13 protein-coding genes are annotated in these 14,000 nt (G+C 48.9%); 9 read left to right on the top strand and 4 right to left on the bottom strand.

The genetic code is table 11. From position 1 onward, the window contains the following. Positions 1–66: 66 nt before the first annotated feature. Together NATSA_RS07660 and NATSA_RS07655 are read right to left on the bottom strand one after the other, a co-directional pair. A complete protein-coding gene (locus tag NATSA_RS07660; protein WP_210511432.1) occupies positions 67–318 on the bottom strand; it encodes a hypothetical protein in 252 nt (83 codons plus the stop codon). Beyond that, positions 315–1,880: a Na+/H+ antiporter NhaC family protein gene (locus NATSA_RS07655; RefSeq protein ID WP_210511431.1), complete on the bottom strand. Its 1,566-nt coding sequence runs from the start codon at positions 1,878–1,880 to the stop codon at positions 315–317. Before NATSA_RS07655 ends, NATSA_RS07660 begins: the two co-directional genes overlap by 4 nt. A gap of 779 nt (positions 1,881–2,659) precedes the next feature. Here NATSA_RS07655 and NATSA_RS07650 point away from each other — a divergent pair. Then, positions 2,660–3,187 carry a winged helix-turn-helix domain-containing protein gene (locus tag NATSA_RS07650; protein WP_210511430.1) on the top strand — a complete coding sequence of 176 codons (528 nt, stop codon included), beginning with the start codon at positions 2,660–2,662 and terminating at the stop codon, positions 3,185–3,187. 19 nt (positions 3,188–3,206) lie between these two features. Here NATSA_RS07650 and NATSA_RS15580 read toward each other — a convergent pair whose 3' ends face one another. Next, positions 3,207–3,329 carry a hypothetical protein gene (locus NATSA_RS15580; protein ID WP_272491758.1) on the bottom strand — a complete coding sequence of 41 codons (123 nt, stop codon included), beginning with the start codon at positions 3,327–3,329 and terminating at the stop codon, positions 3,207–3,209. 135 nt (positions 3,330–3,464) lie between these two features. Here NATSA_RS15580 and NATSA_RS07645 point away from each other — a divergent pair, with 135 nt between their 5' ends. The 6 genes from NATSA_RS07645 (at position 3,465) to NATSA_RS07620 (ending at position 10,865) form a co-directional block, all read left to right on the top strand. Beyond that, positions 3,465–5,861 carry a GumC family protein gene (locus NATSA_RS07645; RefSeq protein WP_210511429.1) on the top strand — a complete coding sequence of 799 codons (2,397 nt, stop codon included), beginning with the start codon at positions 3,465–3,467 and terminating at the stop codon, positions 5,859–5,861. Positions 5,862–5,890: 29 nt separating this feature from the next. Beyond that, positions 5,891–6,433 (top strand): hypothetical protein, encoded by a 543-nt coding sequence (locus NATSA_RS07640; protein WP_210511428.1) that lies wholly within the window; start codon positions 5,891–5,893, stop codon positions 6,431–6,433. 124 nt (positions 6,434–6,557) lie between these two features. Further along, positions 6,558–7,973: an oligosaccharide flippase family protein gene (locus NATSA_RS07635; RefSeq protein ID WP_210511427.1), complete on the top strand. Its 1,416-nt coding sequence runs from the start codon at positions 6,558–6,560 to the stop codon at positions 7,971–7,973. Positions 7,974–8,200: 227 nt separating this feature from the next. Further along, positions 8,201–9,130: an IS1595 family transposase gene (locus NATSA_RS07630; protein WP_336244695.1), complete on the top strand. Its 930-nt coding sequence runs from the start codon at positions 8,201–8,203 to the stop codon at positions 9,128–9,130. 33 nt (positions 9,131–9,163) lie between these two features. Beyond that, the gene (locus NATSA_RS07625; RefSeq protein WP_210511426.1) at positions 9,164–10,162 is read left to right on the top strand and encodes an IS30 family transposase; all 999 of its coding nucleotides are present in this window, start codon (positions 9,164–9,166) and stop codon (positions 10,160–10,162) included. Positions 10,163–10,439: 277 nt separating this feature from the next. Further along, a complete protein-coding gene (locus NATSA_RS07620; protein ID WP_210511425.1) occupies positions 10,440–10,865 on the top strand; it encodes an FAD synthase family protein in 426 nt (141 codons plus the stop codon). 136 nt (positions 10,866–11,001) lie between these two features. Here NATSA_RS07620 and NATSA_RS07615 read toward each other — a convergent pair whose 3' ends face one another. Continuing rightward, positions 11,002–12,171: an IS4 family transposase gene (locus NATSA_RS07615; protein ID WP_210511424.1), complete on the bottom strand. Its 1,170-nt coding sequence runs from the start codon at positions 12,169–12,171 to the stop codon at positions 11,002–11,004. A gap of 329 nt (positions 12,172–12,500) precedes the next feature. Here NATSA_RS07615 and NATSA_RS07610 point away from each other — a divergent pair, with 329 nt between their 5' ends. Both NATSA_RS07610 and NATSA_RS07605 read left to right on the top strand, forming a co-directional pair. Continuing rightward, entirely contained in the window at positions 12,501–12,701 is a 201-nt protein-coding gene (locus NATSA_RS07610; protein WP_210511423.1) for a hypothetical protein, read from the top strand. Beyond that, the gene (locus NATSA_RS07605; protein WP_246481743.1) at positions 12,698–13,861 is read left to right on the top strand and encodes an IS3 family transposase; all 1,164 of its coding nucleotides are present in this window, start codon (positions 12,698–12,700) and stop codon (positions 13,859–13,861) included. Before NATSA_RS07610 ends, NATSA_RS07605 begins: the two co-directional genes overlap by 4 nt. Positions 13,862–14,000: the final 139 nt, after the last annotated feature.

Genomic DNA, 14,000 nt, shown 5'->3' with positions numbered 1-14,000 from the left:
CGACTGGGCACTCGACTGGCCGACCGGCATCTCTACATCGGCATCGGGCCGTAGAAGGACGGGACCTCAAATCAAGTGAATATCAAAGACGAACTGCCGGAACAGATCGATGCGGTTCGTGATGCCGTGGCCAAAGGGAAAATTTTCTTCAGTAACAGTGGCATCGCATCGGAGACATTCGGCGGGTTGAACGATGATCCCGATAAACCCTGCGATCCGTCGGCGAAGGAGGAATCCGGCAACATCGTGGCGGTCACCGGGGAGCGGAGTGTGGTCGATGACGCTCCCGGGGGATACGGATCCCGGATAATTTCTCACACAAAAACCAGAACCATCGCGGCGTATGCAATGGCCGCCAGCAATCCGGCCGAAAGGGCCAGGGGAAACTGGGTTCGGACATGGTCCATCAGGTCGCAGCCGGTAGCCAGCGAACTCAGTATGGTCGTGTCGGATATGGGCGAGCACTGATCGCCGAAGACGCTGCCGCCAACCACCGCGGCAAAACAGAGCTGCAGGAAAAACACATCCGGAACCACCGCCCAGGCCAGCGGCATGGCAATGGGAAAGACCACCGCATAGGTCCCCCAGGAGGTTCCCGTCGAAAATGCAATCAGCATGCACATGGCCATCAGCAGGCCGGGCAGCAGCGCCGGCAGGATCAGTTCACGCGTCAGGGCCACTACGTATTCCGCGGTTCCCACGGCTTCGGCTACCTCCTTGAGCGTGACGGCCAGCGCAAGGATGATGGCGCCGATGGTAACCCCCTTGCAGCCATCGATAAAGCCCCCGATCACATCCTTCAAAGTCATTCCTTTCATGATGGCGATGCCCATGCCCACAAGCACGGCCAGCACAAAAGCCTCGGCGATCAGCAGCGTCGGATCATCCGAGCCCAGTATGAAGAACGTGTAGATGTAGGGCAGAACAGCCAAGCCCAGCAGCACGGCAATCGGACCGAAGAAATCGATCAGCCCGGAGCGGTAGCCTTCCGGCACTTTCGAATCAACGAGCTCGCCGGAGGCCATCGGCACGGCATCGCGCCGGTCGAGTTTGCCGGTGGACCGCGAACGTTGTATGGCCTCGCGCATGCTTTTCCCGGGAATCCAGGGAAGTTTCTCAACGGCAAACAGCAACGTGATCAGCAGGGCGAAAATGGCGTAGAAATTGAACGGCAGACTGCTGAAGAAGAAAGCAATGCCGTCCTGACTGGTCTCAAAGATTGTTACCGTGCCCAGAACCAGCCCGCTGACGTAAATCGGCCATACATTGAACGGGATGATGGTGGCGGCGGGCGAGGCGGTGCTGTCGACCATGTAGGACAGCTCTTCGTGGGAAACCTTGTGGCGGTCGGCAACCGGACGCACCGTGGCTCCGGTAAGTACGGTGCTGATGGTTCCGCCCTGATGAAAGATCAGTCCCATGATCCAGGTGAAAAATTTGGCCGAGCGGGGACCCCGGACCATCAGCCGGCTGGCAGTTTTTGCAAAGGCAACCGCGCCGCCGGTGCAGGTCCAGATGCCGATCAGACCGCCCAGCGCCCAGAGGTATACCAGCAGGATGAGGGCAAAACTTTCGGTTCCGATGGACGGGATCAGGAACTCCCGGACGATGTTGGGTTTGCCGGAAATGAATCCGCCCAAAAGGATCCCGGTAAACAGTGCGGTGACCACCTCGCGGGTCCAGAAGGCAAGCAGGATGGCAACCAGAGGCGGCAGTACCGACCAGAATCCGTAATGGCCGTCGCGTTCGGGCAAGGTTTCGCCGGACAGATAGTGGATTGCCGCACCGATCACCAGAACGATAAAGAGGCTGTACAGGATCCGCCGGCGGGTTTTGGGATCACTCCATTTTTCAATTGTGGCTGTAAAGGCCTTGTTCATAAAGTACGCGGTCCGCCTGCAGGAAGACAGCACGGTTATGGTTGTAGGCAAGGTTTGTCAGCGGAATGATACAAAAAAGCAGGCTCCGGAACCCGAAAGGTTGCCGGTGGCTGCCCGGAGGGATATGGATACCGATAATAATAGTCCGTGAGTGTCATTCAGGACAACCTGAACACGATTGTGTGAGGATGCATGACGGGTGTTCCCGGAAGCATTAAGAAATTTTAATATAACGGCATGATGTTCCGCACCCGTAATGCCGCGTGCGGCACACTGTTCCCGCAGCAGAACAGGGAAGGCAATCTCTCCGCCAAACCGTGTCGTTTAAAAATTATGCTCATTTTCCCTCAGGGATGCACCCCCGTTATCATGCCGCGTATGGAAACGCTTTTCCGGAAAAATCAATGCATTAGTACATCGGAAACGCTCTGCCAGGGCCCTGGAAGCAATGGTGAAATATTATGAAAAGTTAATATTTATACGCTTACGGACTTGCATATCGAAATAAACTGCCCTATCATTGACACTTAAATTTCGTGATGAACAGCAAAACGCTACCGAAAACGAGCAATTATTGTTGATGTATCCGAAGGTTCCGGATGGTGCGCATTCATCACGTTAGACCATACGAAATCCCGCAGGAGGGCCACGAAGGAGGCCGGCCGTGGATTTCCGACATCAACTGCCCTTGTCCATATTATCAGGAGGACGCAACTTCCTGACCTGTGTGGGACTGACAAGGCGGAGCTGTCAAAAGCTGTATTATTCCGCTTGCCATCTTGCTATCTGCTCTAATCACATCACGGACCCGCGTACGGCTGCTGCTCAAGTTTTTTTCGAACAGCAGCACCACAGCGTATCTGCGCTCACTGGCCGATGAATTCGGCGAGTCGACCAACGCGATCCGCATCGAGCTCAAGCGGCTCCAGGAGGCCGGACTCATCACCGCCAGCGACAACGGCAACAAGCGCTACTACCAGGCCAACCGCGAACACGTGCTCTATCCGGAACTGAAGAGCCTGACCCGCAAATCGCTGGGATTCAATCAGATCGAATCCATGATGACCCGCCTCGGCAACGTGGAGCAGGCGCTGATCACCGGCGATTATGCATCCGGACGCGATTCCGGCATCATCGATGTGGTCATCGTGGGCGACGTGGACGAGCACTATCTGCGCCGGCTGGTGGAGAAGGCCGAGACGACCATCGAGCGCAAAATCCGCACCCTGCTTTTCACACCCGGCGAGTATGAAAAATACGCCGCCCGGTTCACCAAAGAGAACGCGCTGGTATTATGGCAGGGATGATCACAGGCGCAATGCGCGGTCACGCCGCACCGCTGACATATACAAATCCGGTTAACTCTTTCGGATACCGGCCGATAACACCGGCATCCGGAATGTCGGATACCCCCGGGTTCCCGCAATTGCCGGTTCTTTCAGGCAGCAAATTTTCCTATTTTCCCGTTTTATCATCTGAAGCCGGGGCAGCACCCGTTCGGACACCATCGGTCTGACCGACGGAACGCGCACCCCGTAACACGGAGATTTTCTCCGGCACCCGTTACATACGACCAAAGACATCATGAGCAGCAACAACGACCCCAATTACAACCCGTTTTCCAACGGACACTACCGCGGTGAGTTTTCCGGCACCAACATGAACGGAAATAACCACAGCCAGGTTCCCGATGACGACGAAATTGATCTTAAAAAGCTTTTCGTCACCCTGCTGCGCTACAAATGGATCATCGCGGTCTGCCTGATCGCCGGTACCGCCGCAGGTTATTTCTACGCCGCCTCGCAGATCCCCATTTTCCGGGGCGAGGGCAGCATGATGATCTCCGAGGACCGCGGACGGATCGGCTCGGCAGGAGGTGATCTGGGAGAAATGCTCTCCACCAGCTTCGGCATCGGCCAGGGCAGCCGCGTCCACAACGAGCTGGAAGTGATCCGCTCGCGCCGCTTCCTCGGCGAGATTGCCGACATACTGCTCGAGGAGCCGCACCAGTCCGACGGCACCGTCTGGCCCGTGCTCTGGGAGGAGTACCCCGATGACGACACCATCGCCGATCGCCTTACCGTGATCAACCGTATGCGTGAGCGCATGGAAGCCGGTCTTAAAGACCGCGACACCGATGTGGTGCAGATCACCTTTGAAAGCCCCTCGCGCGAGGAGTCAAAGCATGTGGTCAACAGTATACTGGATCAGTACTACGATTTTTCCACACGTCAGAACCGCCGCCAGGCGCGCTCGGCGATTGAATTTCTTGATCAGGAGGAGCGCCAGCTCAGAGAGCGGCTGAAGGAAAGCGAAAATCAGCTGCGCGATTTCATGAACCGGGAAGGGGTGGTCAAACTTGATGCACAGTCCGAAAGACTGGTGCATACACTCACCGAACTGGAAGGCGAGCGCAAGTCGGTGGAAATCGAGCGCGTAGCGGTGAATTCGGCTATTGACAACTACGAGGCAGAGCTGGATGCAATCCGGCCCGGACTGGCCGATCAGTTCGCTGCCGGACGTTCGCAGCGGCTCAGCCGCCTGCAGTTCCAGCTGGCAGAACTGGAAACCGAAAAAATGCTGATGGTCTCGAAGAATCCGGGACTGCGTGACGAGCCCGAAAGCGAGCCTTCGTTCGTCCGGCTCCGGGATCAGGCCCGCGAGCTGCAGGACGAGATCCGCGCACTCACCACCGAACTGGTCGACCAGGACGAGCGTTTTCTCGGGTTTCTGGACAGCCAGGGCGGAGGGCTGACCAGCCGCCTGACCGACCTGCGCCAGGAGCTGATGACCCTGCAGATCGAGCAGAACCAGCTCGACGCCCAGGCCATGGTGCTGGATGAGCGCATTACCCAGGAGGAACAGTTTTTCGATCGCATACCTGACAATATGGTGGAGATGGCCCGGCTGGAGCGCGACATGAAGGTGAGCGAACAGCTCTTTCTGACCGTCGCCCAGCAGTCCGCCGAACTTGGCGTATGGGAGCAGACCCAGATGGGCTTCGGCCGCGTGGTGGACTATTCGGTTCTGCCTCTTTATCCGGTCAGTCCACGCACTCCCATATTGATAATCATCGGTTTCATGCTCGGCGGTATTGCCGGTGTGGGCTACACCTTCCTGCGCGAAATGAGTATTACCGAAATCAACAGCATAGACAAGCTCAAGGACCGTGGTTTTCCGCTGCTGGCGGTCATCCCGGATATCCGTCCGCTCATCAAGAAACACTACAACGGCAAGCCGCTGACCAAAGTGGGCGAGCACACGGTGTCGACCGACCTGGTGACGCTGCTGGACTCCATTTCGCCCACCAGCGAGGCCTACCGCCGTTTGCAAAGTAACCTGATCTATTCGCAGCCCGACAACCCCTACCGGGTGGTCTGTGTTTCCAGCGCCAACAAGTCCGAAGGCAAGACCACGGTGATGGCCAACATGGCGGTGACCCTGGCCGAGTCTGGCAAAAGTGTGGTGCTGATCGACTGCGACTTCCGTCGCCCGCGCATCCACCGTGAGTACGGGGTGGAAGGCAGCCCGGGTGTGGTGGAGTACCTGTTCGACGAGCAGCCGTTGGAGACGATTGTCAAGCCGACTTTGGTAGACGGGGTCGACGTGCTGCCGGCCGGGAAGAAGACGCCGAATCCGTCCGGACTGGCGCGCAGCGCCAAGCTTGCCGGCCTTATTGACACGCTGAAAAGCCGGTACGACTACGTGCTGGTAGATGCCCCGCCGTACGGCATCATTACCGATGCAGCGCCGCTGATGAGCAAGGTTGACGGAATTATTCTGGTGGCCCGGTTCAACCAGACCCGCCTGGCCGACTTCGATCAGACCATTGAAAACCTGCAGAGCATCCGTGCCAACATTATCGGCACGGTCATGATGGCCTTTGATCCGAAAAAAGCATCGGGCTATTACTACACCAGCACCTATTACAAATACGCGTACACCAGCTACAACGCCTACGTGGAAGACGAAAAACAGTGATAAAGCGAAATACCCAATCCGATACATTTATGAACAAGATCCTTGCCACCGTTGTCATCTTTGTCCTTGTCCTTCCGGGCATCGCCGAATCCCAGATTCGTGCAGATCGTGAAACTCCCACCAGTCAGATGTTCCGTCTGGGCGAAGGGGTGGTTCGCATCGCCGAACCGGGCGAGATTGCCGACACCCTGAGTCTGTGGGGGGATGTCAGTGCGCCGGGACGCTACATTGTTCCGCGAGGTACCACGGTGCATGAGCTGATCTCCTATGCCCGCGGGCCGATCAGTCTTCGGACAGGTGAAACTACTCTGGACTGGTCCGAAGTCCGTCTGGAAGTAGCCATTTCACGTGTCAATCCCGAAACAGGCGAAGAGGAAGTGACCAATTTCCGGTACCGGTATAACGAACCGGTGCCTGCCGACATGCGCGGATTCAAGCTACAGGGCGACGACATGGTATCACTTCAGGTCCGCCGCCGGCCAATATTTCGCGATTATGTGCAGGTCGTTGCACCAGCGGTGTCGCTACTACTGAATGCGATTTTGCTTTACGATAGGGCGAGAGGGAATTGATTTATAATATTGTTCTATAATAGTCAATAAGTATAGTTACCAATTACCATCATTTAAAAGAGTAAACGACTAGAATTTGTCCCAATTACAAAAACAGGTAATAAATAGTGTAAAATGGACGTCTTTGAAATCAGTATTGGTCGGTATCACCGGGCCGGCCTTACTCACAGTCAAGGCTCGCTTTCTTTCTCCAGAGGAGTTTGGTTACATTGCTGTTATCCTCATCATTGTCGGTTTATTTAGACTAATGGAAAGCTTTGGGATTAGTCAGGCAATTATCCAAAGGGATGAAGTTACAATACAGGAAAGCTCCACTCTTTTTTATTTCAACATGCTACTTAGCATTTTCATGGCTGCATTGTTGTACTTTTTTTCCCCTTTGATAGCTAGTTTTTTTTCATTACCTATTCTTGAAGAGTATCTCAGAGTAGTATGTATCATTGTCTTAGTAACTGGGCCATCTTTATTGTTTCGTGCTTATTTGGAAAAAATGATGCTTTTCAAATTTTTGTCTTTGATTGAAATTGCCAGAGCACTGTTGAACTTGGGATTCACCACATTTTTCCTCGTTTTAGATTGGGGTGTATTGGGTGTAATTTATGCTCAAATTTTGACTGCAACACTGACAACCTTGGCTATTACAGGCGTAGCGATTTACTTAAAAGCTGCTGCTATATCTTTTTATTTTAAAGCTTCAAAATTAATACCCTTTTTGCGTTTTGGAGTTTTTGTTTCGGCAAAGCAACTTATGAGTTTTGCAACTAAACGACTGGATGAAGTGCTGATAGGATATTTTCTAACATCGGAAATATTAGGAATTTACCACTTTGGAAAGAATATGTTGGAGAAGTTTAGAAGTTTAATGACTCAGTCTTTTGGAAAAGTTCTTTTTCCAGTTTTAACTAAACTAAAGAATCAACCCCCAAAGCTGAGCTTTGCTTACCAAAGAATTAGCAGATATATTGCATTTGGAGCTTTTCCGGTTTTTGCTGGCATAGCTGTAACAGCGCACCTTTTTGTGCCCGTTTTATTTGGTGAGCAATGGAATGACAGTATTATCATATTTCAGGTTTTTTCTGTGGCTGTATCTTTATTAATTCTTACCACAGCAGTGTCAACATCCTTGCTCTATGCAGTTAACAAGCCCGACCAAGTATTCTATTTGGATGCAGCAACAAATACTATTTATTTTCTGACATTGCTTTTGTTCGCATCTGAAGGCATGTTGGCAGTACTACTAGCTTATTCAGGTTATGTAATTTATAAGTCTGTAATTTTCCAGATCTATGCTAATAAACAGCTAACTGATAGTATTTTCAGTTATATAAGTGCAGTTTCTACTCCTGCTGCATCTTCATGTGTTATGGTCATTGTAGTATTAGTTTTTCAGCTTATAAGCAATATGGTACTGAGTAGTTCCATACAGCTGGTAGGATCTATTACTATTGGCATAATGGTGTATGTCTCAATGATCTGGTTTTTTGCGTGGGAAACTTTATTACAAATTAAAACAGCCCTCACAAAAGGGGAGATTGCATAATAATGATCCGTATATGAAGGCTTTGCAAAACCTCGTTCGTGATTAAGAGCAGTAAAATTCGTAACTTATTGGTGTTCAATGTAATTGCAATATAACGCCGGTAAAATGAAAAACTCACAACAACTCGGTCTGGCCGACCAACTGCTCAATACACGACGCAAGCAAAGTAAAATGCTGTCCAAACTTTCCAAAAAATGACTGTCCGTAACCCATAACAATCAGAATGTATGTGCGTTATATGTGTATTTATTGCAATTACTCACATTAAATCGGCACATATCATGAATTTGATGGAATTTAATGAACGATTCCCCGACGAGCACAGCGCTATGATGGCTGTTAAACAGCTTCGGGAAAAACAGGGTGTCATTTGCCGCAAATGCGGACATGACGACCATTATTGGCAGCGAACCATTGTATCGTTTCAATGCAAGCAATGTGGTGCGCGACAGCGCCTGCGCAGCGGAACGATCATGGAACAGTCCAAACTGCCTTACCGCATGTGGTTGATGACCATCCATCTGGTTACGGCCACCAAAAAAAGCTTTTCGGCTTTGGAACTTCAACGACAACTGGGTCATAACCGTTACGAACCGGTCTGGTATATGCTTCAAAAAATCCGCAGTGTCATGGGCAAACGCGACGCAAAATACCAGCTTGCCGGATATATTGAATTGGATGACGCTTTTTTTGAGATCGGTGATCCGCATCAAAAGCCCAATAAAGCCGGCCGCGGATCTACCGGCAAGGCCGGGGTTCTGGTGGCTGTAGAATCGGAGCCTACCGAGAACCAGTTTCGCAGAAAAAATCGCAAGGAGGGCCGCAAATGCGGTAAACTGGCCATGTATGTAGTTCCGAATATCAACGCCGCACAAGTTGCCTCGCTGGCACTTGCCAAAATAGATGCAGCGGCCACGGTACACACTGACGGCCACAAGAGTTACAATAAACTGGATCAACACGTAGACCGGCATCATGTTACCATATCCAATGATCCGAAACGGACCAGTAAACTCTTCCCCTGGGTCCATACGGCCATCAGTAATGCCAAGCGTGTGATAATGGGAATTCATCATAGTGTACATTCACCGTTTCTTCAGAACTATCTGAATGAATTCTGCTGGAAATTTAATCGCAGGGCGGTCTCAAGTTTCTAACGCAACATTTCCAACAAATGGAGATCTTGCGCTATGGAAACACACAAACGACTCACCCACTATGATCGTGAACGAATCGCATCGTTGCTTCTTCTGGACTACAAGCCGGCACAAATTGCAAAAAAACTTTGTCGTCATCGCAGCGTAATCACACGTGAGATTCGAAACAATCAGTGCAAGAAAACCGGTTATTCAGCCTATAATGCTCAGCGAAGCAGCCAGAAGCGAGCTCTTGGAAGAAGAAAAGAACAACATAAACTTCGCAAGAACCCTGAACTATGGAAAGTTGTCCGGAAAAAGCTGAAATTGAAATGGAGTCCTCAGCAAATAAGCGGGTACCTCAACCGCAATTACGCACACCGCCCGGATATGCAGATCTCACACGAATCGATTTATCATTTCATCTTTATCCTGCCGAGAGGTGAACTCAAAAAATCATTGCTTAAATGCCTCAGGCAGCAAAAAAGCAAAAGAGGACGTCGCAATACAGAGCCTGGCGGGCAAAACAAAATTCCCAATATGGTCAGTATACATGACCGTCCACAGGACATTGAAGGTCGTCAGATTCCCGGTCATTGGGAAGGAGATCTGATGATGGGTAAAAACAATCAAAGTGCTTTGGGAACCCTGGTAGAACGCAAAACACGATTAACACTTCTTGTACCTTTGGATTTCCATAGCAGCGATTATATATGCATGAGCTTTGCAAACAGGCTTTCTAATTTGCCTGAGAGACTCAGAAAATCGATGACTTATGATCAGGGAAGAGAGTTGACCCACCATGAATCGTTCTCTGCTTTATCCAGGGCCAATGTCTATTTCTGTGATCCTCACAGTCCCTGGCAACGTGGTACCAACGAAAACACCAACGGACTTCTGCGTCAGTATTTCCCGAAAGGTACCGATTTCAACAACGTACCCGACTGGGTATTTGAGCATGTAGAAAATGAACTCAATGAACGCCCGAGAAAGATAATCGACTTTCAATCACCAAAAGAAGCTTTCACCGAACTTGTTGCGTTAGAAACTTGAGATCGCCGTTGCCAGTCAATCACCTGATTCATGCGATCCAAAAATTCAGCGGTCCGGGTTTTCTGTTTACCGGGGTGAAAAAACTGATCTGCAAGGTTGAGTTGGCTGTGTTTTTGCATCTTGTTATATGGTTATCTTATTGGTGTTATTATACTTACAAGATACGAAATAACCATTTTTAAATGAAGTTTAAACCAAAAATAATCATGGGTTTTTCAAAGGCCCCTAGGAAAGATTCACATATAGGATATTAACGAGAACTTGAAAGAAAATCATTATGATAATAGGGTATACCACTGGAGTTTTTGATCTTTTTCATATTGGTCATCTAAACATCCTAAAAAAATCAAAATCTCAGTGTGATTATTTAGTAGTTGGAGTTACAACGGATAGACTTGCAAAAGAGCGCAAAGGGAAAAAACCAGTTATACCCTTTGAAGAGAGACTTGAGATTGTAAAAAACATTTCTCATGTTGACCAAGTAGTGGCTCAAGTTAATATGGATAAGCTTAAAGCGTGGGAAGAAATAAAATTTCATAAAATGTTTGTTGGTAGTGACTGGAAAGGTACTGACAAATGGAATAATCTGGAAAATAAGTTTGCTAAGCGAGGAGTTGAAATTGTTTATTTTCCATATACAGAGAACACATCTAGTACAATATTAAGAAAAGTGCTTCAGCATACTCTTAAAGAAAATCATTAAAAATATTAAATGTAACGGAAGCGATTTATTTAGACCACCTGAATATATGCATTCATTTAATGATGTAAATCATAAATACAACATGTCACAATTGTAGAATCATATATAACTTATATTCCAATTCAGTAGTGTCCGGTTAAAAGTCAAAGAGCCCCAATTGGTTAGCATTTGATGCCATGCTTTCCGTGAGTTTGGGGTTCAAAAACAGCTCTTTAAACGTCATATACTCCAATAATGAAACACTCAGCACTTGCATCATTGTGTGCAATGTAACGCTTAATTCAAACCTTTTATGGATAATTATCAGGATCATATAGGTACAAACGGCCGTCCAGATCTGGGTCTTTACGGCGTTGATACTGTTCCCATAGAAGGCTTTAATTCGAAGGTTCTGCTTGATCCATTTAAAGAACAATTCGATCTGCCAGCGTTGTTTGTAATACGCGGCAACCTGTTCGGCAGTAGCAGATTCTATGTTGGTAAGTATGACGATATCCTGATTGTTCTCTTTGTCGATCACGTGTACCCTGCGCAAGATCTCCGGATATTCTGTTCTGGTTTTGGGCGAGATCAGGCGAATAGATTGGTCGCATTTCAGACCTTGTTGGATCTTAACGGGAATGGAATTCTTACGGTAAAATTTCAGATTTTTCTTAGCCCGGATGACGAACTTCCCACCTTGCCGGTGAATTTTGAACAGGCGGGTGAAGTCTATGTATCCCCGATCCATGATGTAGATAGCCCCGGGCTGAATCGCTATGTCATCCAGGATATTCACATCATGCACCCGCCCGTCAGTAATGTGAATGAATACGGGTATAGATCCCTGCAAGTCCATGAGTGCATGCATTTTAATAGCTCCTTTGCCATGGTGGAACTGTGCCCAGGGAAACAGCGACAAACACAGATCGATGGTTGTGGAGTCCAGGGCAAAAACCTGTTTGGCTTTTTCCAGTCCAGGCTGATCTTTGCCGTACAGCTTGCGGGCATGTTCTATGAGTACCAACGCCAAATCCTGATACATCTGCCAAGGCCGATTGCTATTGGCATCGGAAAGAGTGCTCAGCGGGACCTTATGGCTCAGACCCATGTGATAGCGCTTGCCATCAAGGGCATTCAATGTCGTCGTTATGTCGCGAAGACTATCACGGAAAGTAAGTTGACCGAAACACATACAGATGAATTGTTCCCGACACGTGAGTTTACGAACACGGTTATTTCCTTTGTGACGTTTCACAATTTTCTGGAATTCGTATTTGGGAACAACATCCATAAGTTGAGCAAAGATTGTTTTACCGGAATACATAAATTATGTTGTATTTATCTGTTTTGGACCTTATTGACTCGAGCAAACTACGAGTTCAAGTCCAAAAAAATCTCAACAGCATGTATTCCATTGTACTGCAGTAATTTACAAGAACATAAAATTAGTTTAACCGGACACTACTGATTCCAATTATATATAAATATAAAAGACCGCTAAGCTTATGAATTCAATAAGATATCCATGATATATAATACCTTAATCTGTGAGTTGTTGGTTTAAAATATTCATAAAATCAATTATACCATGTGTTTAGCGATATTCGTATCTTCACCTAACGGGTGAAAACACGGACTAGAATCGCTATTGCCATGTCCAAATTCCATTTTGAACTTACCTCCACGCCCATCACTTCCCATGTCGGCCTTGCTTTTGTCGGACAGGCACTTGACGAGAAAAAGCTGGCCAATCATCTGGCCAGCGTCTGCCCAAAACGACGCAACGGCGTGAAAGCTTCCCCAATAATCGAAACACACATAAATAGAAAAAAACCGTACATTGGGGTACTATGAAAAAGTCAAAACACAGCGAAACTCAGATACTCAACATGCTCTCTGAGAACGAGAAAGGCCGCAAGGTCTCGGATTTGTGCCGTGAGCATGGGATCAGCCAGGCGGCCTTCTACAACTGGAAGAGCAAATATGGCGGCATGCAGCCCAATCAGCTCAAAAAGCTCAAAGACATGGAAAACGAGCTCAGTCAGTACAAGAAGATGTATGCCGAGCTGGCTCATCAGAACCATGTGCTCAAGGATGTATGTCATCGAAAAAAAGCTCTGAGACCAGCTGAAAAACGGGAGCTGGTCGATTACGCCCGTACCGAACACAAAATGAGCCTGCGGCAAGCGTGCATTTTGTTTGCCCTGAGCACCTCGGTTTATTACTACAAGGCCAAACGCAAGCCTGAAGACGCTGAAATACGAGACAAACTCGCAGAATTGGCCGAGCTTCACAGCCAGTGGGGTTTCTGGATGATGCACTACCATTTACGGGAAAATCATCATCGCTGGAATCATAAGCGGGTATACCGAATCTACACCGAGATGGGATTGAATCTGCGTCGCAAGTACAAGAAACGCCTCCCGGCGCGCATCAAAGAGCCCTTGGTGCAGCCGTTAGAGCTAAACATGACCTGGAGCATGGACTTCATGAGCGATGGTCTTGAGTGCGGTCGCCGTTTTCGAACCTTCAACATCATAGATGATTACAACCGGGAGTCTCTGAATATCACTTTGGACACGAGCATTAACGGCAAACGCGTAAAGCGCGAACTGGACAAGCTGATCGGCTGGCGGGGCACGCCGGAAAGACTTCGTGTGGACAATGGTCCGGAATTTTTGTCTGACGTACTTCAGCAGTGGGGTGAGAACCATGGTATTGAGCTGGTGTATATTCAAGCGGGTAAACCCTCGCAAAATGGCTATATTGAGCGGTTCAACCGGACCTATCGCACCGAGGTGTTGGATAATTTTGCTTTTGAGACTCTGGATCAAGCGCGCATGCTGACTCTGGCCTGGATGTGGATCTATAATAACGTGCGTCCTCACAGTTCACTGGGGTACCGGCCGCCGGTCAGGTTTTTGGAAAGTCGCCTGGGCCCAGGCGACTTTCCAACCCTGCAAAAAGACGAAAATCTTTCTTATAAATCCTTAGTTTTAACCGTAGCTAGTTAAGGGAAGCTTTCAGGCGGACTGGTTAGTGACATGGACAACGTCAAAGCCATGATCGGGCTGATCTGTCTTGGAAAACCATTTTTTGACGCCATCGCCGAATACCGCGATGAGCCCTGGTTTGCCATGGCACTGGGCCTGC

The sequence above is a fragment of the Natronogracilivirga saccharolytica genome, from assembly GCF_017921895.1.
GTDB lineage: Bacteria > Bacteroidota > Rhodothermia > Balneolales > Natronogracilivirgulaceae > Natronogracilivirga > Natronogracilivirga saccharolytica.
The sequence above is the reverse complement of the archived record's forward strand: the minus strand, read 5'-3'. Positions and strand labels throughout refer to the sequence as shown.

Bases quoted from the DNA above. Each gene is read 5' to 3' on its own strand.
- NATSA_RS07655 (WP_210511431.1), bottom strand. From the start codon at position 1,880: ATGAACAAGGCCTTTACAGCCACAATTGAAAAATGGAGTGATCCCAAA.
- NATSA_RS07645 (WP_210511429.1), top strand. From the start codon at position 3,465: ATGAGCAGCAACAACGACCCCAATTACAACCCGTTTTCCAACGGACAC.
- NATSA_RS07640 (WP_210511428.1), top strand. From the start codon at position 5,891: ATGAACAAGATCCTTGCCACCGTTGTCATCTTTGTCCTTGTCCTTCCG.
- NATSA_RS07630 (WP_336244695.1), top strand. From the start codon at position 8,201: ATGTGCGTTATATGTGTATTTATTGCAATTACTCACATTAAATCGGCA.
- NATSA_RS07625 (WP_210511426.1), top strand. From the start codon at position 9,164: ATGGAAACACACAAACGACTCACCCACTATGATCGTGAACGAATCGCA.
- NATSA_RS07620 (WP_210511425.1), top strand. From the start codon at position 10,440: ATGATAATAGGGTATACCACTGGAGTTTTTGATCTTTTTCATATTGGT.
- NATSA_RS07615 (WP_210511424.1), bottom strand. From the start codon at position 12,171: ATGTATTCCGGTAAAACAATCTTTGCTCAACTTATGGATGTTGTTCCC.
- NATSA_RS07610 (WP_210511423.1), top strand. From the start codon at position 12,501: ATGTCCAAATTCCATTTTGAACTTACCTCCACGCCCATCACTTCCCAT.
- NATSA_RS07605 (WP_246481743.1), top strand. From the start codon at position 12,698: ATGAAAAAGTCAAAACACAGCGAAACTCAGATACTCAACATGCTCTCT.